At 65.5% G+C, this 23535-nt stretch carries 18 protein-coding genes and 1 pseudogene; 3 read left to right on the top strand and 16 right to left on the bottom strand.

Going from position 1 to position 23535, the window contains the following annotated elements:
- Nucleotides 1-181: pseudogene (locus G3N94_RS25320) on the bottom strand (zinc ribbon domain-containing protein); the annotation flags it as partial.
- 85 nt (nucleotides 182-266) lie between these two features.
- Here G3N94_RS25320 and G3N94_RS25325 point away from each other — a divergent pair.
- On the top strand, nucleotides 267-1304 hold the full coding sequence (locus tag G3N94_RS25325) for an IS110 family transposase (RefSeq protein WP_205795290.1): 1038 nt from the start codon (nucleotides 267-269) through the stop codon (nucleotides 1302-1304).
- 44 nt (nucleotides 1305-1348) lie between these two features.
- Here the strand turns inward: G3N94_RS25325 and G3N94_RS25330 are convergent, their stop codons facing one another.
- The 4 genes from G3N94_RS25330 to betC form a co-directional block, all read right to left on the bottom strand.
- Nucleotides 1349-2455 carry a transposase gene (locus G3N94_RS25330; protein ID WP_241022062.1) on the bottom strand — a complete coding sequence of 369 codons (1107 nt, stop codon included), beginning with the start codon at nucleotides 2453-2455 and terminating at the stop codon, nucleotides 1349-1351.
- Nucleotides 2456-2824: 369 nt separating this feature from the next.
- Nucleotides 2825-3964 (bottom strand): porin, encoded by a 1140-nt coding sequence (locus G3N94_RS25335; protein ID WP_205795291.1) that lies wholly within the window; start codon nucleotides 3962-3964, stop codon nucleotides 2825-2827.
- Between the two features lie 244 nt (nucleotides 3965-4208).
- The gene (choX, locus tag G3N94_RS25340) at nucleotides 4209-5168 is read right to left on the bottom strand and encodes a choline ABC transporter substrate-binding protein (RefSeq protein ID WP_205795292.1); all 960 of its coding nucleotides are present in this window, start codon (nucleotides 5166-5168) and stop codon (nucleotides 4209-4211) included.
- A gap of 49 nt (nucleotides 5169-5217) precedes the next feature.
- Complete coding sequence (betC, locus tag G3N94_RS25345) at nucleotides 5218-6753, bottom strand: choline-sulfatase (protein ID WP_205795293.1); 1536 nt, start codon at nucleotides 6751-6753, stop codon at nucleotides 5218-5220.
- 234 nt (nucleotides 6754-6987) lie between these two features.
- Here betC and G3N94_RS25350 point away from each other — a divergent pair, with 234 nt between their 5' ends.
- Together G3N94_RS25350 and purU are read left to right on the top strand one after the other, a co-directional pair.
- Nucleotides 6988-7893, top strand: a complete 906-nt coding sequence (locus G3N94_RS25350; protein ID WP_205795294.1) for a LysR family transcriptional regulator — start codon at nucleotides 6988-6990, stop codon at nucleotides 7891-7893.
- Between the two features lie 209 nt (nucleotides 7894-8102).
- Nucleotides 8103-8972: a formyltetrahydrofolate deformylase gene (purU, locus tag G3N94_RS25355; protein WP_205795295.1), complete on the top strand. Its 870-nt coding sequence runs from the start codon at nucleotides 8103-8105 to the stop codon at nucleotides 8970-8972.
- A gap of 185 nt (nucleotides 8973-9157) precedes the next feature.
- Here the strand turns inward: purU and G3N94_RS25360 are convergent, their stop codons facing one another.
- From G3N94_RS25360 to G3N94_RS25410, 11 genes are all read right to left on the bottom strand, one after another.
- A complete protein-coding gene (locus G3N94_RS25360) occupies nucleotides 9158-10813 on the bottom strand; it encodes an APC family permease (RefSeq protein WP_205795296.1) in 1656 nt (551 codons plus the stop codon).
- Between the two features lie 168 nt (nucleotides 10814-10981).
- Nucleotides 10982-11845 (bottom strand): glycine betaine ABC transporter substrate-binding protein, encoded by an 864-nt coding sequence (locus G3N94_RS25365; protein ID WP_205795297.1) that lies wholly within the window; start codon nucleotides 11843-11845, stop codon nucleotides 10982-10984.
- Between the two features lie 112 nt (nucleotides 11846-11957).
- On the bottom strand, nucleotides 11958-13103 hold the full coding sequence (locus G3N94_RS25370; protein ID WP_205795298.1) for a hybrid-cluster NAD(P)-dependent oxidoreductase: 1146 nt from the start codon (nucleotides 13101-13103) through the stop codon (nucleotides 11958-11960).
- Between the two features lie 28 nt (nucleotides 13104-13131).
- Entirely contained in the window at nucleotides 13132-14385 is a 1254-nt protein-coding gene (locus tag G3N94_RS25375) for an aromatic ring-hydroxylating dioxygenase subunit alpha (RefSeq protein WP_205795299.1), read from the bottom strand.
- 52 nt (nucleotides 14386-14437) lie between these two features.
- Entirely contained in the window at nucleotides 14438-15223 is a 786-nt protein-coding gene (locus G3N94_RS25380) for an electron transfer flavoprotein subunit beta/FixA family protein (protein ID WP_205795300.1), read from the bottom strand.
- On the bottom strand, nucleotides 15220-16389 hold the full coding sequence (locus G3N94_RS25385) for an electron transfer flavoprotein subunit alpha/FixB family protein (protein ID WP_205795301.1): 1170 nt from the start codon (nucleotides 16387-16389) through the stop codon (nucleotides 15220-15222). The genes G3N94_RS25380 and G3N94_RS25385 overlap by 4 nt, the downstream gene beginning before the upstream one ends.
- Before the next feature lie 8 nt (nucleotides 16390-16397).
- Nucleotides 16398-18323 carry a (Fe-S)-binding protein gene (locus G3N94_RS25390; protein WP_205795302.1) on the bottom strand — a complete coding sequence of 642 codons (1926 nt, stop codon included), beginning with the start codon at nucleotides 18321-18323 and terminating at the stop codon, nucleotides 16398-16400.
- A gap of 4 nt (nucleotides 18324-18327) precedes the next feature.
- Nucleotides 18328-20391: an NADH:flavin oxidoreductase gene (locus G3N94_RS25395; RefSeq protein ID WP_205795303.1), complete on the bottom strand. Its 2064-nt coding sequence runs from the start codon at nucleotides 20389-20391 to the stop codon at nucleotides 18328-18330.
- Nucleotides 20392-20475: 84 nt separating this feature from the next.
- The gene (locus G3N94_RS25400) at nucleotides 20476-21009 is read right to left on the bottom strand and encodes a DUF5943 domain-containing protein (RefSeq protein ID WP_205795304.1); all 534 of its coding nucleotides are present in this window, start codon (nucleotides 21007-21009) and stop codon (nucleotides 20476-20478) included.
- Between the two features lie 134 nt (nucleotides 21010-21143).
- The gene (locus tag G3N94_RS25405; protein WP_205795305.1) at nucleotides 21144-22115 is read right to left on the bottom strand and encodes a dipeptidase; all 972 of its coding nucleotides are present in this window, start codon (nucleotides 22113-22115) and stop codon (nucleotides 21144-21146) included.
- Between the two features lie 41 nt (nucleotides 22116-22156).
- A complete protein-coding gene (locus G3N94_RS25410) occupies nucleotides 22157-23431 on the bottom strand; it encodes a serine hydroxymethyltransferase (protein WP_205795306.1) in 1275 nt (424 codons plus the stop codon).
- Between the last annotated feature and the right edge of the window lie 104 nt (nucleotides 23432-23535).

The following is a 23535-nucleotide window of genomic DNA, read 5'->3' on the forward strand; positions in this document are numbered from 1 at the left end:
CAACGCAGGCGAACTGCGCCTGTGTCCTGCGATTGTCCGCGCTCACGCATCTGCACGCGGGACAGGTCCGACTCGTGTTCTGCGGCGGCACGGCGATCAGCCAGCCGCCGTTCCACGCCAGCTTGTATGCCAGTTGGCGGCGGAACTCGAACCAGCCCTGGTCGAGGATGCGCTGGTTCAGATGGAATGGGCGCCACCCACCCGACGCGGCATCGATGTGCCAAAGTTGACGCGCGACGTCCAACTCGCGAATGGAGGCACCCAAAATGGATATTAGCGCTGTAGGTGTTGACCTCGCCAAGCATGTGTTCCAAATCCACGCAGTAGATGCGCACGGGCATCCGGTGTTGTGCAAACGACTGAGTCGTTCCCAGATGACCACGTTCTTTGCTCGCCAATCTCCCTGCCTGATCGGCATGGAAGCATGCGGCGGCGCCCACTATTGGGCGCGAACGCTCGAATCAATGGGGCATACGGTGAAGCTGATGGCACCGCGTTTCGTGAAACCCTATGTGAAGACCAACAAGAACGACCGGAACGATGCCGAAGCCATATGCGAGGCCGTGCAGAGACCCAACATGCGTTTCGTCGCCATCAAATCAATCGAGCAACAAAGTATTTTGCACCTCCACGTGAGTCGGCAACTGCTGGTCAAGATGCGCACCCAACTCAGCAACCACCTGCGTGGCCTGCTCGGCGAATACGGCTTGATTCTGCCGCAAGGCATTGCACACCTAGCCGACATCCCAGTACTCGCCGAGGACGCCAGCAACGGATTGCCCGGAACGCTGCGACAATTGCTCATGGAGATACTCGATCACTTCCGTCAGCTCGAGCGCAAGATCACCGTCATAGAAGCCCAGATCCGCCAATGGCACCGCAACAGCGAAGCGAGTCAGCGGCTTGCAGAAATACCTGGCATTGGTTTGCTCACGGCCACGGCCTTGGTCGGCCACATCGGCACCCACGCCCAAGGATTTATCAGCGGTCGGCATCTAGCCGCTTACCTTGGGCTCGTACCCCGCCAACATTCCTCCGGCGGCAAACAACGTCTCGCGCACATCAGCAAAAGAGGCGATCCGTATCTGCGCACCCTGCTGATCCACGGAGCACGGGCGGTGATCCGCATGTGTCAGGGAATCCAGCGATGTGGCACGACACCAATCGATCCATGGCTCAGGCGCTTGCTGCAACGAAAACACCCCAACCAAGCTGCAGTAGCCCAGGCCAACCGCAACGCGCGCATCGCCTGGGCACTGCTGGCACACAGCCGCTCGTATCACTCGCCGGCAGGAGCGGTATGAACGAACCCACCGGCTAACGCAACACTCCCAACTCCACGGTTTGCTCAAGACAGATATGCATGATGGCGATATAGGTCAGACCGCGGTGAGCGCAACCTGAAAGTCCGGCCGGGCTCACAAGCCCGATGTTCAGATAAGGACCCCACCGGCGCATTCCATCGAGGCCAGGGGCATGCCCCACAAACGGGCCGAATATAAGGATGCAACCGATCTATCCGCCAGCTCGCAAATTCTCCTTGGCAAATGGGTGGCGCCCATATAAGGCCGGACTTGGCCTTCACGTTCTTCCCCGGCGCTTCGACACTGCCTGCCGCTGACCTGGACAGGTTCCGCACCTGCAAGTCCTCGATACTCACCATCGCGTGGCTTTTGCTGATCGTGGTCGTGGCCTTGTGCAGGTAGTCGCGGCGAGCGTTGCCGATGCGGGTATGGATGCGCTGGACGTGGGCCTGCGCTTTTCGCCAGTTCTTCGAGAATTGGACCTTGCGGCTCATTGCGCGCTGGTAGCGACGCAGCCGCATCTCATGCTTCTTGAAGCTGTTCAGCGGCGCAAGGAACGCGCCGTCGCTCATCGTAGCGAAGCGGGCAATGCCCACGTCGATGCCGATGGCGCTGGTCGCCAGTGGCACGGGTGGCTCGACTTCGCGGGCGGTCTGGATTGATACGAACCATTTGTCGCTGGCCTGACTCACGGTGACGTTCTTCAGCGTACCGAGCACGTCCCGGCTCTTGCGATAGCGCAGCCAGCCGAGCTTGGGCAGGAAAATACGGCGGTTAGCCTGGTCGAGCTTGATCTGCTTCGGATCGGGGTAGCGAAAGCTCTCGCGCCGGCCCTTCTTCTTGAAGCGCGGGAAGTCGGCCCGCTTGGAGAGGAAGTTGGTATAGGCCCGTTCCAAATCCTTCAGCGATTGTTGCAATGGATGCGTCGGCGCCTCTTTGAGCCACGGCGTTTCCATGCCATTGCGCCACCCGGTGAGCTGCTTGCACAGCCCGGCATAGCCCAGCTTCTTCTCGCCCTGCTCGTAGCGCGCTTTCTGCAACGCCAGCGCCTGGTTGAACACGAAGCGACACGCTCCGGCGAAGCGGCGCATGTCGCGCGCCTGTTCGCCAGTCGGCATCAGTTCAAATTTGAAGGCCTGGAAACGTTGCATAGGCTGAGCGTATCAGCTACCACTTACGCGTTGTCAAGGACGCCTTCGGCGTCCGCGCTTTCCTTCTCCGGCCTGAAGTCCGGAGCTTGCCGCGCTACCTGGTCATGCGGTCGATCACTGTCGAGATCTGATGTCGCTATCGAGTGTCCGCTTCTCGGAGGTCCGAACGGCTCCAGCAGGTCGGCATCTGCGGTCGGCGTCCGCGGCCTCCGACGATGCGTCGCGACCGTCATCATCGGTCCGGGTTCGGCTGCGGATTCAACCGGTCGATAATCCGCGAAGCCCTCCGCAAAAAAAAAAGCGCGAACCCAGGTTCGCGCCAAAGAGAGACCTCGCTGAAGACGTAATGCCGGGTCGCCGCCGCAACCCTTAGAACGAATGCCGCATGCCGATGCGCACGTCGGCCTGCGTCTGCGTCGTCGACGGCGTGAAGCTGTAGCCGATCACCGCATCGACGCCTTGCGACGCGCGCAGGTAATCGCCGGAGATATAGACGTCGGTGCGCTTCGACAGCAGGTAATGGAGGCCCGCGCTGCCCATGTTCCAGTGATGACCCTCGAAGCGCGTGTGCTGGTAGCCCGCGATCAGGCTCAGCGCCGGCGTGAACTGGTACGAGCCGCCACCTTCGTACGACTGCATGTGCGACGACTGGCCGAAGCCCTTGATCGTCGTGTACGAGAAGTTCGCGTCCAGCGTCAGCTTGTCGATCGTGTAGCTCGTCCCGACGCCGAACGTGCCCTGGCTGTCGACGTTCATCGGCGTGTTCGCGAACAGGTCGGTGCGCTCGCCGGTTGCCGGATCGACGGTGACGGTCTGCTGGCCGAGGAACGTGTGCGTGCCGATCATCGCGTACGGATCGAACGCGTAGATGCCGTTCGGGTTGTTCAGGCGCGTGTACGCGGCGCCGATCGAGAAGTCGCCCTTCGTGAAGCTCGCACCCGCGCTCCATGCGCTGTTGCGATGGAAGTTGCCGGCAACGTTGCCGAACGAATACATCGCGCCGAACTTGAAGCCGCTCAGGTCGTTCGACAGGAATTTCACCGAATTCGGCAGGCGGTCGCCGTTGAAGCGGTCGAAGTCGCCCTGGTGGATCGCGTAGCCGCTGCCCCACGCCGAGATGTTGTAGATCGACACGAGTTCATTGGTGATGTCAAGCTGGTTGCCGAATGACAGCGTGCCCCAGTCGTTCTGCAGGCCGACATACGCCTGCCGCCCGAATTCGGCGCCGCCGAAGCCGAGCTGGCCGGTGCCGAGACGGAAGCCGCTTTCGAGCGTGAACACCGCTTTCAGGCCGCCGCCGAGATCCTCGGTGCCCTTGAGCCCGAAGCGGTTGCCGTACGCGACGCCGTCGTCGAATTTCACGACGTGCGCACCGCCCGTATTGGACACGTAGGTGATGCCCGCATCGAGGATCCCGTACAACGTCACGCTGCTCTGCGCATGGCTGATTGCGGGAACACACGCCGCGCATGCAAGCGCGGCTGCCACGGCAACTTTCGATTTCTGCATTGTCGACTACCCTCCCTGACCGTTCGATGGAAAGAACCCCAGACCTCATTCGCGGCACTGCGTGCCGCTTGATTCGAATTCAGTACGTCTGACGGATTCGCCATTTCGCTTTTCGCAATGGCGACGCCATGGATGAAAAATACGAACCCATATTTCGCGTGGCCCGTCTGAAGGCGACATCAAATGGTCTGGTTACGACCGGTCGGGAAAACACGGATGGCCGGCGGCCGGCCCCCGCAGCGCGTCAGTGGCCGTCCAGCGTCGCCCGCACGGCCGGCAGACCGGGGGCGCCGGCGGCCGTCGTCATGCCATCCAGCCAGCCCGCGACGAGCGACGGCTCGGCCTGCAGCAGATGCTGCGCGGCGAGCGCGGGCGGCGTCTTGTTGTCCAGCATGTCGGCGATCATCCGGTTCTCGATGCCGACCGTGAACGTCATCTGCCGGAACAGCCGCGCAAGGTTCGCGCACTGGTCGGCAAAGCCCGCGCGGGCGACCGTATTGACCGTCGCACCGCCGTAGTTCGGGCCGAAGTACGTGTCGCCGCCCGCGAGATAAGTCAGGTGAAACTTCGTGTTCATCAGGTGCGGCTCCCACGCCAGAAACACGATCCAGCGCTTGTCGCGCACCGCGCGCTCGACCTGCGTCAGCATCCCGGTCTCGCTCGATTCGACGAGCGACCAGTTCGCCGAGCCGAGCGCATGGTCGGCCAGCATCCGCTTGATGTTCTGGTTCGCCGGCGCGCCGGGCTCGATCCCGTAGATCTTCCCGTCGAAGCGGTCCGCGTAGCGTTCGAGATCGGCGAACGTGCGGACGCCGGCCGCGGCGACGTAGTCCGGCACCGCCAGCGTGAACTTCGCGCCGGTCAGGTTCGCGTGCAGCACGTCGATCGCGCGCGCTTCGACGAACGGCTTCACGAGCGGCCCCTGCGCGGGCATCCAGTTGCCGAGGAACACGTCGACCTGCCCTTTCTTGAGCCCCTGGTAGGTGATCGGCACCGACAGGTTCGACACGTCCTGCCGGTAGCCGAGCGCCTTCAGCACGACACCCGCCATCGCGTTGGTCGCGTCGATGTCGGTCCAGCCGGGCCCGGCCATCCGCACGTCGCGGCAGGCCTGCGGCTCGGCCGCGCGGGCCGCCGTCATGCAGAGTACGGCGGCGCATATGGCACCGGCGATCGTTCGTGCTGCGTTGCGATATCGCTTCATCGTCCGCTCCTGTTCAGTAATCGGGATCAGTGACCGAAATACGCGCCGCTCAGCGTGCGATGCGCGGAAAGCGCGCCATCGCCTCGAGCGTGTCGAGTTCGAGGTGGTTGCGCATGTAGCGCTGGCTCGCATCCGTAAACGGCTGCCAGTCCCATGCGTGGATCCGCCCCTGCGTCGTCGCCGCGAAATGAAAACGCCGCCGGCGCTGGCTCGCGAGCACCTGACGATGCAGCTCGGGCAGGTTCCAGCGCGCGGCCGCTTCCGCACGGAATGCCGCGAGCACGTCCGCCGCGTGCGGCGCGCCGGCCAGGTTGTCCAGCTCGCGCGGGTCGTCCTTCAGGTGATAGAGCTGGTCGGGATCGGCCGGGCAATGCACGTATTTCCAGTCGCCGCGCCGAATCATCACGATCGGCGCGATCGCGCCCTCGGCCAGGTATTCGCCAAGCGCGACGTCGTGCGCGGGCGCACCGCGCAGGTGCGGCACGAGGCTCGCGCCGTCCACCGGGTCCGGCCAGCCGCCGTCCGGCACGCCGCCCGCGAGCTCGACGAGCGTCGGCAGCAGGTCGACGTGCGACACGGGCCCCGTCACGCGCGCCGCGCTGAAGCGGTTCGGCGCATGCACGATCAGCGGCACGCGGCAGCCGCCTTCGAAGAACGTCATCTTGTACCAGAGCCCGCGCTCGCCGAGCATGTCGCCGTGGTCCGACGTGACGATCACGATCGTGTCGTCCGCGAAGCCGCATTGATCGACCGCCGCCAGCACGTTGCCGAACTGTGTGTCCACGTAGGACGTCGCGCCGTAGTACGCATGGCGCGCGGCGCGGATCTGCGCGTCGGTCGGCGGCGTGCGGTCGTTTTCGCAGACGGCGCGCAGCCGCCGCGAATGCGGATCGCTGTCCGCAAGCCCGAGGCGCACGGCCGGCATGTCGATCTCGTCGTCGCGGTACAGGTCCCAGTAGTCGCGCGTAATCGCATAAGGGTCATGCGGATGGGTGAGCGACACGACCATGCAGAACGGCCTCGCGTCGTGCCCCGCGGCCCGTTCGCGTGCGAGGTCGAACAGCTTCTGGCGCGCGGCGAACGCGACTTCGTCGTCGAAATCGAGCTGGTTGGTGCGCACGCACGGCCCTGCGTCCAGCACGGAGCTCATGTTGTGATACCAGCTCGGCCGCTCGGCCGGATGGTCCCAGTCGGGCACCCAGCCGAAGTCGGCCGGATAGATGTCGGTCGTCAGCCGCTCCTCGAAGCCATGCAGTTGATCGGGACCGCAGAAGTGCATCTTGCCGGACAGCACGGTCCGGTAGCCGGCTGCACGCAGGTAGTGCGCGAACGTCAGCGTTTGCGCGGGCAATTCGGCGGCGTTATCGTACGCGCCGATCGCGGACGGCAGCTTGCCCGTCAGCAGCGAGAAGCGCGATGGCGCGCACAGCGGGCTCGCGCAGTACGCGGCGTCGAACACGACGCCTTGCGTGGCGAGCCGGTCGAGCGTCGGCGTGCGCGCGACGCGGTTGCCGTAGGCCGGCAGCGCAAACGGCGTCAGCTGGTCGGCCATCAGGATCAGGAGGTTGGGGGTCGGCTTCGTCATGGGCGATCGGGGTCAAGGTCGGTTCATGTCGGGAGCGTGCGCGCCGCGTCGGCACCCGTTCGTCTGCAGTAACGGAGCCGGCCGGCGGAAATCGTGCGGGACACCGCCATGACTCGCTAGAATGGCCGCAAGCCTTGTGCACGGTGCCGCGCCTCGCGCCGCCCGACTGCACTATTGCCCGCCGAAACCCGCCCGGGAAGGCGGCCGGCCCTTATGGGCCCATTAGAGATGCTTATGTCGAAACCTGACCCGTTGCCGTCGATGCAGGCGCTGCGCGCGTTCGAATCGGCCGCGCGCCTCGCGAGCTTCACCGCCGCCGCGCGCGAGCTCGGCTCGACGCAGCCTGCCGTCAGCCAGCAGGTATTCCAGCTCGAGGCCGAACTCGGCGTGCCGCTGTTCGAACGCAGCCCGCGTGGCGTCACGCTGACCGACGACGGCAAATGCCTGTACGAAGCCGTCCGCGCGAGCCTCGACACGCTGCGCACCGCGACCGCGAACCTGCGCGCGCGGCGCGAGCACGGCACGCTCACGCTCGTCACCGATTTCGGCTTCGCAACCTACTGGCTGATGCCGCGCCTCGCGGGGCTGAAGCGCGTGATGCCGAATGTCGACGTGCGGGTCGTCACGTCGCAGGATTTCGACGCGCAGCGCGACCACGCCGACATCGCGATCCTGTTCGGCGACGGTCACTGGCCGTCGTGCACCGCGGCGCGGCTGTTTCCGGAGACGGTCACGCCGGTCTGCTCGCCTGCGTTCCGCGCCGCGCATCCGCAGGTTGCGCAGCCGGCCGACCTGCTCGACTTGCCGCTGCTGCACGTGCAGCCGACCCGGCCCGAGCGCTGGCTGTCGTGGCGCGGCTGGTTCGACGCGCACGGCCTCGCCGCGCCGGCGGCCGCGCACGGCGTGACCTTCAACAGCTATGCGCTCGTGATCCACGCGGCGCTGATCGGCGAAGGCGTCGCGCTCGGCTGGACGCCGCTCGTCGACGAACTCGTCGCATCGGGACAGCTCGTGAAGCTCGTCGATGCACCCGTCGTCACGCCGCGCGGGTATTTCCTGGTGCGCCCGCCGTCGCGGCCGGAGCCGAGCGCGGCGCCGGTGTTCCGCCGCTGGCTGCTCGACGCGTGCGCAGGTGCGTGAAGTCCGCGCGCGGCATGCATCGCGGCCGGCGGCCGGCCGGCGCCTTTCCGGGCATTCCGTCGCTCACACGCTGACGCGCCGATACCAGCCACACGGCGGGTAAGTTCTATCCGCTCCAAATCTGGCCTGATTTACTTCAGCATCGCGCTTTGCAGCATGCGGCACGCCGTGTGCGGTCGCAGAGCGCTCACCGAGACCAGAGGAGCCCCATGAGCGACGTCCAACGCCCCGAACAATTCGTCCTGACGCTGTCGTGCCCGAGCGCGGCCGGCCAGGTCGCCGCCGTCGTCGGCTTTCTCGACCGCCATCGCTGCTATGTCGATGCGCTGAACGTGTTCGACGACGATCTCAGCAACCGCTTCTTCGTGCGCTGCGTGTTTCATCCGACCGACGAAACGCTCAGCGTCGACGCGCTGCGGCAGGAGTTCGCGCCGATCGCCGGCGGTTTCGACATGCAGTGGGCGATCCACGACGTCAACGCGCGGCCGAAGGTGATGATCATGGTGTCGAAGCTCGAGCACTGCCTCGCGGACCTGCTGTTCCGCTGGCGGATGGGCGAGCTGAAGATGGACATCGTCGGCATCGTGTCGAACCATCCGGACTTCGAACCGCTCGCCGTGCAGCATGGGCTGCCGTTCCGCCATTTCCCGATCACCGCCGAAACGAAGGCGCAGCAGGAAGCGCAATGGCTCGACGTGTTCGAGACGAGCGGCGCGGAGCTCGTGATCCTCGCGCGCTACATGCAGGTTCTGTCGCAGGAAACGAGCGCAAAGCTCGCGAACCGCGCAATCAACATCCATCACTCGTTCCTGCCCGGCTTCAAGGGCGCGAAGCCGTATCACCAGGCGCATACGCGCGGCGTGAAGCTGATCGGCGCGACCGCGCACTTCGTCACCGACGATCTCGACGAAGGCCCGATCATCGAGCAGGTCGTCGAGCGCGTCGATCACGCGTATCGACCGGAGCAACTGCTCGCGGTTGGTCGCGACGTCGAATGCATCACGCTCGCGCGTGCGGTGAAGGCGTTTATCGAGCGACGGGTGTTTTTGAATGGGGATCGGACGGTGGTGTTTCAGTAAGCGCTAGTCAGTGTCGTAACGATGAAGGCCCGACCGGCGGCAAGCCGGTCGGGCCTTCATCGTTTCCATTTCACTTTGTCATGCCGTTCGCTGTCGCGCGAAGCGTTCCTCGCGCCGGACCCGTGTGCGGTTTCCGTGTCCGGCGCGAGAATCGCTTCGCCTGCTATACGTCGCTTACTTCACGCTTACTTCACCCACGCAAAGTAATACGACAGCCAGATCGTCAGCGCGGCCCCGACCAGCGCCGCATACGGCGCAAGATTGAGCCACATGCTGCGTTTCGGCACTTCGAGTTCCATATCGCGCTGCATCTGCGCGGGGAAGCGCCCGCGATCCTGCCAGTAGTGGCGATACAGAAACACCGGCACGATCAGCAGCATCGCGATCAGCCCGTTGCGCAGCGTGCCGTCGCCCTGCAGGTTCGCGCCCGCGCCGACATACACGAGGTTCGCGTAGCCGCACAGCGAGCCCGCGACGAGCAGCCACGCCGGGCAGCGGAACGGCCGCTCCCAGTTGCCGCGATCCATCCGGTGGATCCAGCCGGACTGAAGATTCAGGAATACGAACAGCATGTAGCAGACGTTCGAGATCGACAGCACCGTCATGTAGTCCGACATCATCAGCAACACGAGGTTGAAGCCGAGATCGGTCCACATCGCACGCGTCGGCGAGCCGTGCTCGTTCACGTGCGACAGGTATTTCGGCAGCCAGCCGTCCACCGACGCCTGGTACAGCGTGCGCGACGAGCCCATCATCGACGTCATCACGATCAGCAGGATCGACAGCATCAGCATCACGACAACCGCATTCGCGACCCATGCGCCGCCGCCGACGATCTTCGCCATCGCGGCGGCCACACCGGTGCCGTCGCCGATCGCCGGATCGAGCATCGCCTGCGTGCCGAGCGCGCCCTGGAACGCCATCGGCACGAGTGTCATCACGACAAGACACAGCGCGCCCGACCAGAAAATCGCCTTCGCGGTATCGCGGCGCGGATCGCGGAATTCGCGCGTATAGCAGACGGCCGTCTCGAAGCCGTACGACGCCCAGCCCGCCATGAACATCGCGCCGAGCGCCATCACGACGCCCTGGCCGTTCCACGAGCCGAACGTCGCGGTGGTCAGGTTGCCTTGCGCATCGTGGCCGAGCGGCAACAGCGGCAGCAGGTTCGACATCGGCACGTCGCCGGTCACGAACGGCACGATGCCGACGATTAGCAGCGGCGTCAGCGACGCAATGCCGAGAATGCGCTGCGTGCGCGCGGCCTTCGACGCACCGCTGTGCTGCAGCCTGAACGTGATGAGAAGCAGAATCGTCGCGATGATGAACGTCGCGTTGATCCGCAGGGACAGGCCCGGCTTGATGAAGCTTAGGTCTGCAAGCTTGAACTGCCAGTGCAGCACCGCCGCATCGGCGGGAAAGAGGCTCGTCAGCGCGTAGCTCGCCGCGAGACCGCATCCGAGTGCGAGCATCGGCGACCACGCGAGCCAGTTGCACCACACGGATACCGGGGCAATCAGTTTGCTGTAACGCACCCAGCCGATCGCGCCATACACCGACGCGCCGCCCGATTTATGGGGAAACAGCCCGGAAATTTCCGCATAAGTCGCGCTTTGAATCAGCCCCATCGTGATCGCGGCGATCCAGATCGCCCACGCGGGCTGGCCGATCGTCGCGCATACGCCGCCGATCGTGAACAGCACGCCCGCCGGCACGCCGCTCGTTACCCAGAATGCATCTTTCCAAGTCAGGCCACGTTGCAGCGTGTGGCCCGTCGAATCATGTGAGATGGTTGCCCCAACATCACTGGTGCTATTCGCACGCAGTCCTGCCTGACTCATCCAAATCCTCCTGTGATGACTCCGCACAAGCGACGCAGTGTAACAACTTTTTCGCTTTTTTGCAGAATCAAAAAAATAATTCCGGGATATGGACGTTCATTGAAACAATTAATTCGGTTTCCTGACGACCAATCCCGGATGTCTCTTTTCGTAGTTTCTTGTAACGACTTACTGCGCGCCGTCGACCCACGTATTCACGCGGTCACCGTGCGCCGCAATCCACGCGTCGGCGGCCGCATCCGGCTTCGAGCCGTTCTGGATCGCGAGCATCACGCTGTCGATTTCACCCGGCTTCCACTGGAATTTCTTCAGGAACGCCGCGACCGGTTTCGCCTTCGTTTCGAGGCCTGGATTCGCGACACTGTCGACGTGCTCCGCGCCGCCGAAGACCTTCTTCGGATCCTCGAGGAAGCGCAGCTTCCATTTCGCGAACATCCAGTGCGGTGCCCAGCCCGTCACGATCACCGGCTTGTTCGCGTGCATCGAACGGGCCAGTTCGGCAGTCATCGCGCTGCCGGAGCTCGGCATCAGCGTATAACTGAGGCCGTAGCTCTTGATCGCTTCGTCGGTCTTGCGCATCACGCCCGCGCCCGCGTCAATGCCGACGATCCGGCCGCCGAAGTCGCTCTTCTCCGCGTTCAGGTCGTCGATGCTCTTCGCCTTCACGCTGTCCGGCACGATCAGCCCGATCTTCGCGTCGTTGAAGTTCGCGCCGAGATCGACCACCTTGGCCTTGTACTGATCCCAGTACGCGCCGTGCGTGACCGGCAGCCACGCGGACAGCGTCGCGTCGAGATCGCCGCGTGCGACACCTTGCCACATCACGCCGGCCGCGACCGGCACGAGCTGCACCTGATAGCCGAGCTTCTTCTCGATGATGCGCGCGGCGACGTTCGACGTCGCGACGCTATCATCCCAGCCCTCGACGTAGCCGATCTTCAGCGTCGGCTTCGTGTCCGCGAGCGCGGACGCGCTCAACGCCACCATCGCCGACATCGCGCCGGCCCACAACAATTTTCCGAAAACCTGCATGGTCGATCTCCTTGATGTGCGCCAAAGCGCGTTGCCTCTCTAGGTTCTTCAACCACAATTCCGCGTTATCGTTGTTTTCCGACGTGCGCTTGTCTCGCTGCGACGCCGGCGGCTACTTGTCGATCACGAGGTCCGTCAGCGGCTTGCTGCAGCAGAGCAGCACCATCCCCTGATCGATCTCGCGCTGGCGGATCCCGCCGTTGTGCTTCATCTCCACCTGGCCCGACACGAGCTTCACCTTGCAGGTGCCGCACATGCCCTGCGTGCACGACGCCGGCAGACGCACGCCCGACTGGCGGGCCGCGTCCAGCACGTGCTGCGCCGAGCCGCAGACGATCTCGCGGTTGCTCTTCGCGAAGCTGACGGTGAACTGCGTCGCCGCCGCGTCGCCGTCTGCTGCAGGCGCGAGATCGGCGGCCAGTTCGGCGCTCGCGGTCTCTGCGAGCGTCTCGAACGAGAAGCTCTCCTCATGATATTGCTTGCGGTCGAACCCGGCTTCGTCGAGCAGGTCGCGCACAGCCTTCATGTACGGCGCGGGGCCGCACGTGAAGATCTCGCGATCCATGAAATCCGGCGCGATCAGCTTCAGCAGCGACAGCGACAGAAAGCCCGTCACGCCCGGCCAGTTGGTGCGCGCACCGACCCGCTCGACGACGAACGACGTGCGGAAATTCGTGTGATTCGACGCGATCAGGTCGAGCTCGCGCGCGAAGATGATGTCGTCGGGCGTGCGTGCGCTGTGCACGAACACGATGTCGCGATCCTCGGCGAGATCGTGATGCGCGCGGCTCATCGACATCAGCGGCGTGATGCCGGAACCGGCGGACAGGAACAGGTACTTGCGCGCCGGATGCCGCGCGCAGGTGAACTCACCGGCCGGGCCGAGCACGCGGATCGACGCGCCCGGCTGCAGGTTGTCGTGCAGCCAGTTCGACACCTTGCCGCCCGGCACGCGCTTGACCGTGATCGAGATCGTGTGCGGCCGCGCGGGCGACGACGAGATCGTGTAGCACCGGTTGATCGTCTCGCCGTCGATGTCGAGCTCGAGCGTGATGAACTGCCCGGGCTCGAACGAGAACGCGCGGCCCTGCGGCGAACGGAAGAAGAAGCTCTTCACGTCGTGCGTTTCCTGCCGCACCTGGCAGCACACCAGCGTTTCCTCGACGTCGCTCGTCCAGCGCTCGGGGATAGCGTTCCAGAACTCCGGGCGCGTGACCCGGCTGTCGGTCGGCTCGAAATTCGCCGCATCTCGCATCATGTCTTGCTCCGCTTTACGCTTCTACGTCTTACGCTTTCTGCGCCGTGCCGACCTGCTCGGCGAGCCGCTCGATGTACCACGCCGAGAACTTCTCGACGAGGCCCTCGGTGTACGGCGAGTACGGACCCGGCTCGTACGCGCTGCTCGTCGCGCCGCGCTGCGAGAACTCGACGAGCGCGCGGTCCTGGTCATTCGTCGCGTTCCACACGGCCGTGAGGTTCTTCACGTCGTAGTCGATCCCTTCCTTCGCGTCCTTGTGCACGAGCCACTTCGTGCGCACGAGCGTCTTGCCGGCCGACAGCGGGATCACCGAGAACGTGACGATGTGGTCGCTCATGAAGTGGTGCCACGAGTTCGGCTGCGTCCAGAACGACAGCCCGCCGAGATCGGTCTTGTCGAAGCCGCCGAGCAGCTTCTTCGACGCGACCTTCGCGTCGAGCGTCTGCGATTCGCCGCTGCGGTCGAGCGGCAGGCGCTGCGTGCGGAAACCCGTCACGTCGAGCAGCTTCTCGATCTCGGCCGACGGCAGGCCCATCTCGGCCCACTCCTTCCCGCGCCGGATGCAGGTCTCCGCGAACGCGTCCATGCCCTCGGCATTGGCGTCGGAGCGCTGGTAGCCGAAACCGTATTCGTACAACGAAATCGTCAGCTCCGGATGGTTCGCGACGCAGTGATAGCACTCGCGATTGTTCTCCATCGTCAGCTTCCAGTTGCCTTCCTCGATAATGTCGATCTGCGCGGCGATCTTCGTGTTCGGCAGGTCGTGCGGCAGCAGGTACGGCTCCATCGCTGCGCGCAGCTGCTCGAAGTCGGCCGGCGGCTCGTCCGCGAGGCAGACGAAGATCAGGCCCGCGAGGTTCTGCACGTGCACCGATTTGAGGCTGTGCTTGCAGCGGTCGAACTGCTCGCCCATGTGCTCGGCGAACATCAGCTGGCCGGTCAGGTTGTAGGTCCAGCTGTGGTACGGGCACACGATGTTGCCGACCGAACCCTTGTCCTCGTTGCACAGCCGCGCGCCGCGATGGCGGCACACGTTGTGGAACGCGCGAATCTGCATGTCGTCGTCGCGCACGATCAGGATCGAATCGGTCCCCAGTTCCACCGTCACGTAGTCGCCCGGTTCGGGTACGTCAGGCTCGACCGCCACCTGGATCCAGTGCTGGCGGAAGATCGCCTCCATGTCGAGCGCGAAAACTTCGTCGCTCGTGTAGAACGGTGCCTCGAGGCTGTAACCTTCCTTGCGCCGCTCGATCAGTGCACGAATGTCTGCCGATACTTTCATCGTTTGCTCCGGATTCCTTGCGTCCCTGGGTTCTTGCCGACAGGCATCAAAATCAGTAGTCGATGAGCTGATGCTCGCGCAAATACGCGAGGATCACTTGTGCTTTTTCGACCGAACTCCCTTCATTTACGACGTTCCCGCCACGGCTTTCGGTGGTCGTCGCCGACAGCATCCGGGCATGCCCGGAGCGCTTCTCGGCAGCGACCAGCTTCACCGGCTTGCGCTCGATCGCGCCGACCGTCCACGCGGCCGCGTCGGCGTCCTGACCGGGCGACACGCGCACCGGGCGTACCGTGCCCGCCTTCAGCCGCGCATACGCATAGCGCGGCTGCGCGTTCGCGAGCGGATGCACGGCGACGACGGCCGGCAGCGCGGCGTCCACACGCCTGCGTAATCCTTTCGGCAAGAATTGCCGGACCACCGCGCGGCCCGCGTCGATCGTCACGTCGACGGCCGAGCCGACGAGCGGATAGCCGAGCGCAGCGGCGACGCGATACGGCAGCATCCCGGTGTCATACGCGCCCTCGGCACGCGTGCCGGTCAGCACGAGGTCGTAGCCCTCGACGCGTGCGGCAAGCGCATGCGCGGCATCGTCGCCGTCGCGGCAGGTCAGTACCTCGACCTCGCGCGCGCCGAGCGCCAGGTATTCGGCCAGCGCCGGCGTGATCGGATCGCCCGCGTGGATCACGTCGAGCTGCGAGTGATGGCGTTCGGCCAGCGTGCGGCCCAGCTCGAGCGCAGCCGCGTCGTTGCGGCTGTAGCGCGGCGCGCCACTGACCGGATGCCGGCCGACCGACACCAGCACAGCGATGCGTTTCAACAGTCGGGGGGCGTTCATGCTGCGGCTCCTTCCGGTTCACGGGCGCCGGCCTCCGCCGGCGGTACGCCGCGCGCAGCCCGCGCGGCCTGGACCTGCTCGATCAGCGCGGAGATCGTCGCCTGCGCGTCGCCGACCACCGTCAGGTTCGCGCGCTTCGCAATCGGCGCGCTGCCGTCGAGGTTCACCGCGATCACATGGCGGCAGTCCTTGATCCCCTGCAGGTGCTGCACCGCGCCCGAGATGCCGAACGCGATGTAGATGCTCGCGTCGACCGTCTTGCCGGTCGCGCCAACCTGCTTGTCGCGCGTGAAGTGGCCGTTGTCGACCGCGACGCGGCTCGCGCCGATCGCAGCGCCAAACGCGCCGGCCAGGCGCTCGAACGCGCCGATGTCGGTCACGCCGTTGCCGGCCGACACGATGAAATCCGCTTCTTCGAGTGCGACCTGCGCGGCGTCGAGTTCCTCGAGGCCGAGATCGCGGTAAGGCGCGCCGGCGTCGGCCGCCGGGCGGATAAAGTCTCCGGCGAGGCGCGCTCCCGCGCCGACGAACGGCAGCTTCGGGTCCACCGCGTTCGGCGCGAGCAGGATCACGTCCGGCAGCGCGCGGGTCGCGAATGCGCGCCTTGCCTGCGCATACGCGCCGACGTGCCGCGCGTCGAGCTCGACCACGTGGGTCGCGACGCTCGCGCCGGCCGCCGCCGCATGGCGCCGGCCGAGATCGCCGTCGCCGGTCGCGTTGTCGGGCACGAACACATGCTTCGGCGCGAGCGCCGCGACGCACGCCTGCAATGCCTGCAATTCGCTTTCGGGCGCGAACGCGCGGCGGTCGAAGCCGGTCAGCTCGATCAGCTTGTCGACGCCGAGTTCGGCCGCGTCGTCCTTCAGTTCGCCGAACACCAGCAGCGCGACTTCGGTCTGCTCATCGGCGAGCAGCGCGGCGGCGGCGATCGCCTGGCGCGCGTGGTCGTCAAGCGCGCCGCGCTCGCTGTGCGCGACCGCAAGCAGCACGTGTTTCGGATCCTGCACCGCGCGGCGCGGCTTCGCGGCCGCGGCGCCGTGTGCATGGGCAGACCAGTGCGCGGCGCTCGCGTCCGCGCTGCCGGTCTCGCCGAGCGTGATGCGCTTCAGGCCTGCCGCCGTGATGATGAACGGCCGGCGCGGATCGATTCGTTTGATCGTGTTCATCGATTCACTCACTCCAGCGAAGCGGCGACGAGTTCGGCCACGTCGAGCACATCGGGGCGCGGGCCCACGACGCCTTCGAGCATCGCCGTGCAGTTCGGGCAGGCAACCGCGACCACCTCTGCGCCGATCGTGCGCGCGTCGGCGATGCGGATGTCCGGAATGCGCTGCTTGCCGGGGATGTCGGTCAGCGGCGCACCGCCCCCGCCACCGCAGCAGCGGCCGCGCATCCCGTTGCGCTCCATCTCGACGACCTGGATGCCGATCGTCTTCAGCAGCGCGCGCGGCGCGTCCGTCTCGCCGTTGTAGCGGCCGAGATAGCACGGGTCGTGATACGTCGTGCGCTTCTCGCGCAGCGCTTCGACGGCCTTCGGCGCGATCTTGCCGCTCGCGGCGAGTTCGGCGAGATAGGTCGTGTGATGCTTGACCGTCACGCGCAGGCCGAGCGCGCGATATTCGTTGCGCAGGCTGTGCATCACGTGCGGGTCGGCCGTCACGATCTGCTTGTACGACAGCGTCGACAGCGTGCCGATCAGGCGCTTCGCGAGCTGCTGGAACGTCGCCTCGTCGCCGAGACGGCGTGCGACGTCGCCGGTGTCCGTCTCGCCGCCGCCAAGCACCGCGTAGTCGACGCCGGCCTTGTTCAGCACCTTGACGAGCGCGCGCAGCGTGCGCTGGTAGCGCATGTCGAACGCACCCTCGCCTGCGACGAACAGCACGTCGACCGGCTGGCCCGGCTGCGCGACCGGCGCGCTCAGGTCCACCGACCAGTCGTAGCGCGCGGCCGTGTCGTAGCCGCCCATCGTGCCCGTCTCGCGCAGGTTCGCGAGCACCTCCGCGCCCTTGCCGGGTACCGTGCCATGCACGAGCGTCTGGTTGCGGCGCATGTCGACGATCGCGTCGACGTGCTCGATCAGCATCGGGCATTCCTGCACGCAGGCGCGGCAGGTCGTGCACGACCACAGCGTCTGCGCTTCGATCAGGCCCGACACGATCGGGCCGTTCGGCTCGCCGTGATGCTGGCCGACCGCGATGCCCGGCGTCGGGCTGCCCGCGTATGCGGCATCGCTGCCGCCCGCCATCCCGACGACGAGATCCTGGATCAGCTTCTTCGGGTTCAGCGGCTGGCCCGATGCGAACGCGGGACACGCGGCTTCGCACTTGCCGCACTGCACGCATGCGTCGAAGCTCAGCAGCTGGTTCCAGCGAAACTCGACTGGCTTCGCGACGCCGTATTCCTGCTGCTCGATGTCGGGCAGCTTCAGCGCGGTCGGCGGCGTGGCGGTGCCATTACCGGTGAACGATTCGCGCGTCGCAGCGAAACGCTCCTGGCGCGGGTGGAACGCGAGGTGCAGCAGGCCCGCGATCGCGTGCTTCATCGGGCCGCCCTTCGCGGCGCCGAACGTCATCGCGAATGCACCGATGCCGATCAGCACCGCGCAGAGCACCGCGAACGCGCCGGACATCGCGCCGGCCGGCACCACCACGTACAGCGTGAGGCCGAGTGCGAACGAGCCGAGCAGCCAGGGCAGCGTATTCCACGGGCCGCGCGACAGCCGGGCCGGCACGTTCCGCGCGGCGCGGCGGCGCCACACGAACACCGCGCCGACCAGCATCGCGAGCGCCGCGAGGAAAATCAGCTTGTCGAGCCACGGCGAATAGATCGCGAGGCCATAGTTGACGAACACCAGCGCGAGCGCGGCGATCGCGCCGCCCGCGGTCGCGACGTGCGTCTTCGCGATATACGGGTCGCGCGCGACCACGTGGTGCAGGTCGACGAAATAACGCTTCGGAATCGCAAACAGGTTCGCGACACCAAACGCGCCGGGCGCGGTGGCCCGCCCGAGCCGCCAGTACGACGAGCGCTTCGCAACCGCGAACGCGAGCCCCGCCACCGACAGCCACAGCAATGCGGTAATCAGGAAGGACGGATTCATGGCGTTAGAAATCCTTCACGAGACGCAGCGAGTCGTAGATCGCGCCGTGGACGTTGTGCATCGAGATGCAGTCGCCGACACGGAACAGCAGGAAACGGCCGTTGCCGAGCTCTTCCGACAGGCACGGCTGCGGCTCGGCCGCAAACAGCGTGTGCGGATCGATCTGGCCGCGGTTCAGCGATTCCGGCTTGAGCTTCCAGTACAGCTCGTCGTTCGGCGACGAACCGTTCTCGATCACCACCTGGTCGACCGCGCGCTCTTCCAGTTCTTCCGTGTACTCGTTGCGCAGCACGGCGATCATCTTGCCGTCCTCTTCATAGACGCGGTCGAGCATGGTGTTCGGCGTCGGGATCACGCCGAGCGCATACAGGCGGCGATAGAAAATCGGGAACGTCGTGCCGCCGCAATCGTCGGCCACCTTCACGTCCGGCGTGACGACCTCGACCTTCGAGCCGCGGCTCGCCATGAAGTCGGCGACGCCTGCGCCCGCATGGGTGCTCACGCCGTCGAACAGCAGCACGTTCTGCTTCGGTTCGACCTTGCCCGTCAGGATGTCCCACGAGCTGACGGCGAGGCCCTCGGCCACGCCCCAGCCCGGCACCTGCCACGTGAAACTCGATCCGCCCGTCGCGAGCACGACGATGTCCGGCTTCTCGGCCATGATCATCTTCTCGTCGGCAGCCACGCCCAGGCGGCGGTCGACGCCGAGGCGCTTGGTTTCCATGTCGAACCAGCGGATGATCCCCGACATCTGCTCGCGCTGCGGCGCCTTCGCGGCGATCATCACCTGCCCGCCCACTTCGGCGTTCTTCTCGAACAGCACCACGTCGTGGCCGCGCAGCTTCGCGACGCGTGCCGCCTCGAGGCCCGCCGGGCCGGCGCCCACCACCACCACCTTGCGCTTCGGGCCACGCGATTTCTCGATGATGTGCGGCATCGTCGCTTCGCGCGACGTGGCCGCGTTCTGGATGCACAGCACGTCAAGGCCGTTGTACTGGCGGTCGATGCAGTAGTTCGCGCCGACGCACTGCTTGATTTCGTCCTCGCGGCCGTCGCGGATCTTGATCACCATGTGCGGATCGGCGATCTGCGCGCGCGTCATGCCGACCAGGTCGATCATCCCGTTGGCGAGCAGGCGCTCGGCCTGGCCCGCATCGCGGATGCTCTGCGCGTGCATCACAGGAATCTTCACCACCGACTTGATGCCGGCCGCGAGGTGCACGAACGGCTCCGGCGGCAATGCCATCGGCGGCATGCAGTTGGCGATCGTGTTGTGCGTGTCGCCACCCGACCCGACCACGCTCAGGTAGTCGATCAGGCCCGTCTCCGACATCGCCTGCGCGATTTCCTTCAGCGCTTCGTGGTCGAGGCCGTCCTCGTGGAATTCATCGCCGCACATCCGCAGGCCGACGCAGAAATCCTTGCCGACCGCCTCGCGCACGGCCGTCAGCACCTCGATGCCGAAGCGCAGGCGGTTTTCGAGGCTGCCGCCCCATTCGTCGGTCCGATGGTTCGAGCGCTTGCTCCAGAACTGGTCGATCAGGTGCTGGTGGGCAGCCGAGATCTCGATGCCGTCCATGCCGGCGGCCTTCACACGCTTCGCGGCCGCCGCGAAATCGCCGATGATGCGGCGGATTTCCTCGATCTCGATGATCTTCGCGTTGCCGCGGTGCACGGGCTCACGCACGCCCGACGGCGACATCAGGTGCGGCCAGTGCTCGCCATGGAACGACGAGCGGCGGCCCATGTGCGTCGCCTGGATCATGATCTTCGCGCCGTGCTTGTGCATCGTGTCGGCCAGCCGCGTGAGCGGATCGATGATCCTGTCGTTCGACAGGTTCACCGATTTCCACCAGCCCTGCGGGCTGTCGATCGACACGGGGCTCGACCCGCCGCAGATCGCGAGGCCGACGCCGCCCTTCGCCTTTTCTTCGTAGTAGCGGATATAGCGGTCGCCCGGCAGGCCGCCCGGCTCGGCATACACCTCCGCATGCGCGGTGCTGACGATCCGGTTGCGCAGCGTCAACTGGTTCAGCTGCATGGGTTTGAACAGGTGGGGATAACGCATCGCAGGCGACCTCTGGCGTTCGTGTGTCTCGTGTTGCGGGTGTAGTTCTGTTTCGGTGTTTCAGTGCTTCGCTGCGTCAGTGCTTCAGTGCGAGAGCGGCGACACTTCGAACACGCAGTGATCGTGGTGCTCGGCCGCGCATTGCACTTCCTTCGACTGCGCACGCGGCGCGCCCTTGCCTTCCGGCGTCGTATCGTTCACCCAGTCCATCGCACCGGCGAACCAGCCGGCGAACATGTAGCAGAGCTTGCCTTCCTTGCCAGGCTGCTGGAGCACGAACGACGAGTGGCGCAGTTCGATCTTCGCGCGCGCGCTGGCCGGGTCGGCCTCGATGATCGAGAACAGCCCCCAGCCGCGCTGCGACAGGCGCTTCAGGTAGTGCTCGAACACGGCCATGCCGGTCAGCCCATGCTGCTTCGCTTCCTTGTCGCACCAGTGGTACGCGGACTTGTAGCCGGCCTTGTAGAGGATCTCGGCATACGCTTGAACGCCGAGCGCTTCCTCGACGGCGACGTGATTGTTCGTGAAGAAGTGACGCGGCACGTACAGCATCGGCAGCGCGTCGGTGGTCCAGACGCCGGTATCGGGATCGACGTTGATCGGCAGTTGCGGTTGCATCGTGGTGACTCCGTGAGGAAAAATCGCCGCGCGGCTCGGGCGCAGGCATGTCATCGTCCGCGCGCCCGCGCGGCTTGCGCGGGCACGTCCCGATCTTCTTTGTGTTGAATCGCTGCGGGTTCGGCTGGCGGCGCTTACGCGCCCCACACGTCCTTGAACACGCGCACCCAGTTCTCGCCCATCAGCTTGCGGATCTTCGATTCCTTCCAGCCCGCACGCTCCATCGCCGCGGTCAGGTTCGGGAATTCGCCGATCGTGCGGATGCCGTCAGGGTTGATCACCTTGCCGAAGTTCGTCAGCTGGCGATAGCGGCCCTTGTCGTGCGTCAGCATGTCGAAGAATTCCTTCGCGAAATCCTGCGTGAAATCCGTGCCGATGCCGACCGCGTCCTCGCCGATCAGGTTCACGACATAGTCGATCGCCTCGATGTAGTCGTCGATCGTCGCTTCGATCCCGCGCTTCAGGAACGGCGCGAACATCGTCACGCCGACGAAGCCGCCTGCATCGGCAATTTCCTTCAGCTGTGCGTCGCTCTTGTTGCGCGGATGCTCCTTCAGCCCCGACGGCAGGCAGTGCGAATAGCACACGGGCTTCTTCGAGAACGCGATCGCTTCGGACGACGTGTTGCCGCCCACATGCGACAGGTCGACCATGATCCCGACGCGGTTCATCTCGGTGATCACTTCGCGGCCGAAGTCCGACAGCCCGCCGTCACGCTCGTAACAGCCGGTGCCGACCAGGTTCTGCGTGTTGTAGCAGAGCTGCACGACGCGCACGCCCATGTCGGCGAACGCCTCGATGTAGCCGAGGTTGTCCTCGAACGCATGCGCGTTCTGGAAGCCGAGGATCACGCCGGTCTTGCCTTCCTTCTTCGCGCGGAAGATGTCTTCCGTCGTGCGAACCAGCGTCAGCAACTCGCTGTTGTCGCGGATCTTCTTCTTCATCACGCCGATGTTGTCGACGGTCTTCGTGAAGTTCTCCCACACCGACACCGTGCAGTTCGCGGCCGTGATGCCACCCTTGCGCATGTCTTCGAACACCGGCTTCTCGAACTTCGAGATGTTCAGTCCGTCGATGATGATGCTGTCCTGATGCAGCGTGCTCATATCTGCCTCTCGCTCCAGTCTCTGGTCTTGTCAGGTGTCGGTCAGTAAATCGGGAAGCGCTCGCAGAGCGCGAAGATCTCGCGGCGCACGCGCTGTTCGGTCGCGTGGTCGCCTTCCGGGTTCGCGCGCAGCGCGTCGAACACCTCGAGGATCAGGCGGCCGACTTCGCGGAATTCCGCGACGCCGAAGCCGCGCGTCGTGCCGGCCGGCGTTCCGAGGCGGATGCCCGACGTGACGGTCGGCTTCTCGGTGTCGAACGGGATGCCGTTCTTGTTGCAGGTGATGCCCGCGCGTTCCAGCGCCTGCTCGACTTGCGCGCCCTTCAGGCCCTTCGGCCGCAGGTCGACCAGCAGCAGGTGGTTGTCGGTGCCGCCGGTGACGAGATCGACGCCGCCCGCCTTCAGCACTTCGCCGAGCGCCTGCGCGTTCGCGAGCACGTGGTCGATGTAGGTCTTGAAATCCGCGTGCAGCACTTCGCCGAACGCGACCGCCTTGCCGGCGATCACATGCATCAGCGGGCCGCCCTGCAGGCCCGGGAACACGGCCGAGTTGATCTTCTTCGCGATGTCCTCGTCGTTGGTCAGCACGAAGCCGCCGCGCGGGCCGCGCAGCGTCTTGTGCGTGGTGGACGTGACGACGTGCGCGTGCTCGACCGGGTTCGCATGGCGGCCCGCGGCGATCACGCCCGCGATGTGCGCCATGTCGACCATCAGCTTCGCGCCGACGCTGTCGGCAATCGCACGGAAGCGCGCGAAGTCGAGCTTGCGCGGATACGCGGAGAAGCCCGCGATGATCAGGTTCGGCTTGTGCTCGTGCGCGAGCGCCTCGACCTGGTCGTAGTCGATCAGCATCGTGTCGCGGTTCACGCCGTACTGCACCGCGTTGAACCACTTGCCCGACAGCGCCGGCTTCGCGCCGTGCGTCAGGTGGCCGCCCGCGTCGAGCGACATGCCGAGCACCGTATCGCCCGGCTTCGCGAGCGCGAGCATCACCGAGCCGTTCGCCTGCGCACCCGAGTGCGGCTGCACGTTCGCGTAGCCGGCGTTGAAGATCTGCTTCACGCGGTCGATCGCGAGCGCCTCGACTTCATCGGCGAATTCGCAGCCGCCGTAGTAGCGCTTGCCCGGATACCCTTCCGCGTACTTGTTGGTCAGCACCGAGCCCTGCGCTTCGAGCACCGCGCGCGACACGATGTTTTCCGACGCGATCAGCTCGACCTGCGACTGCTGTCGCTCGAGTTCCTTCAGGATGGCGCTGCGGACCGGCGCGTCGCGCTCGGCGAGGGGCTGCGAGAAGAATGGCTGGGTGTTCGACATAGAGCATCCGTGACGAAGAATAAAGGGCGGCAATCAACGCTTGAGGCCCGCCGCGTCTGGGTTTCCAGCATGTCCAGAGCATGGCTGCCGACGGCTCTATTCTT

The organism is Burkholderia sp. Ac-20353 (assembly GCF_017104785.1).
Classification (GTDB): domain Bacteria; phylum Pseudomonadota; class Gammaproteobacteria; order Burkholderiales; family Burkholderiaceae; genus Burkholderia.

Bases quoted from the DNA above. Each gene is read 5' to 3' on its own strand.
- G3N94_RS25410 (WP_205795306.1), bottom strand. From the start codon at position 23,431: ATGTCGAACACCCAGCCATTCTTCTCGCAGCCCCTCGCCGAGCGCGAC.
- choX (WP_205795292.1), bottom strand. From the start codon at position 5,168: ATGAAGCGATATCGCAACGCAGCACGAACGATCGCCGGTGCCATATGC.
- G3N94_RS25375 (WP_205795299.1), bottom strand. From the start codon at position 14,385: ATGAAAGTATCGGCAGACATTCGTGCACTGATCGAGCGGCGCAAGGAA.
- G3N94_RS25370 (WP_205795298.1), bottom strand. From the start codon at position 13,103: ATGATGCGAGATGCGGCGAATTTCGAGCCGACCGACAGCCGGGTCACG.
- G3N94_RS25385 (WP_205795301.1), bottom strand. From the start codon at position 16,389: ATGAACACGATCAAACGAATCGATCCGCGCCGGCCGTTCATCATCACG.
- G3N94_RS25400 (WP_205795304.1), bottom strand. From the start codon at position 21,009: ATGCAACCGCAACTGCCGATCAACGTCGATCCCGATACCGGCGTCTGG.
- betC (WP_205795293.1), bottom strand. From the start codon at position 6,753: ATGACGAAGCCGACCCCCAACCTCCTGATCCTGATGGCCGACCAGCTG.
- G3N94_RS25395 (WP_205795303.1), bottom strand. From the start codon at position 20,391: ATGCGTTATCCCCACCTGTTCAAACCCATGCAGCTGAACCAGTTGACG.
- G3N94_RS25380 (WP_205795300.1), bottom strand. From the start codon at position 15,223: ATGAACGCCCCCCGACTGTTGAAACGCATCGCTGTGCTGGTGTCGGTC.
- G3N94_RS25365 (WP_205795297.1), bottom strand. From the start codon at position 11,845: ATGCAGGTTTTCGGAAAATTGTTGTGGGCCGGCGCGATGTCGGCGATG.
- purU (WP_205795295.1), top strand. From the start codon at position 8,103: ATGAGCGACGTCCAACGCCCCGAACAATTCGTCCTGACGCTGTCGTGC.
- G3N94_RS25405 (WP_205795305.1), bottom strand. From the start codon at position 22,115: ATGAGCACGCTGCATCAGGACAGCATCATCATCGACGGACTGAACATC.
- G3N94_RS25325 (WP_205795290.1), top strand. From the start codon at position 267: ATGGATATTAGCGCTGTAGGTGTTGACCTCGCCAAGCATGTGTTCCAA.
- G3N94_RS25350 (WP_205795294.1), top strand. From the start codon at position 6,988: ATGTCGAAACCTGACCCGTTGCCGTCGATGCAGGCGCTGCGCGCGTTC.
- G3N94_RS25330 (WP_241022062.1), bottom strand. From the start codon at position 2,455: ATGCAACGTTTCCAGGCCTTCAAATTTGAACTGATGCCGACTGGCGAA.
- G3N94_RS25390 (WP_205795302.1), bottom strand. From the start codon at position 18,323: ATGAATCCGTCCTTCCTGATTACCGCATTGCTGTGGCTGTCGGTGGCG.
- G3N94_RS25360 (WP_205795296.1), bottom strand. From the start codon at position 10,813: ATGAGTCAGGCAGGACTGCGTGCGAATAGCACCAGTGATGTTGGGGCA.
- G3N94_RS25335 (WP_205795291.1), bottom strand. From the start codon at position 3,964: ATGCAGAAATCGAAAGTTGCCGTGGCAGCCGCGCTTGCATGCGCGGCG.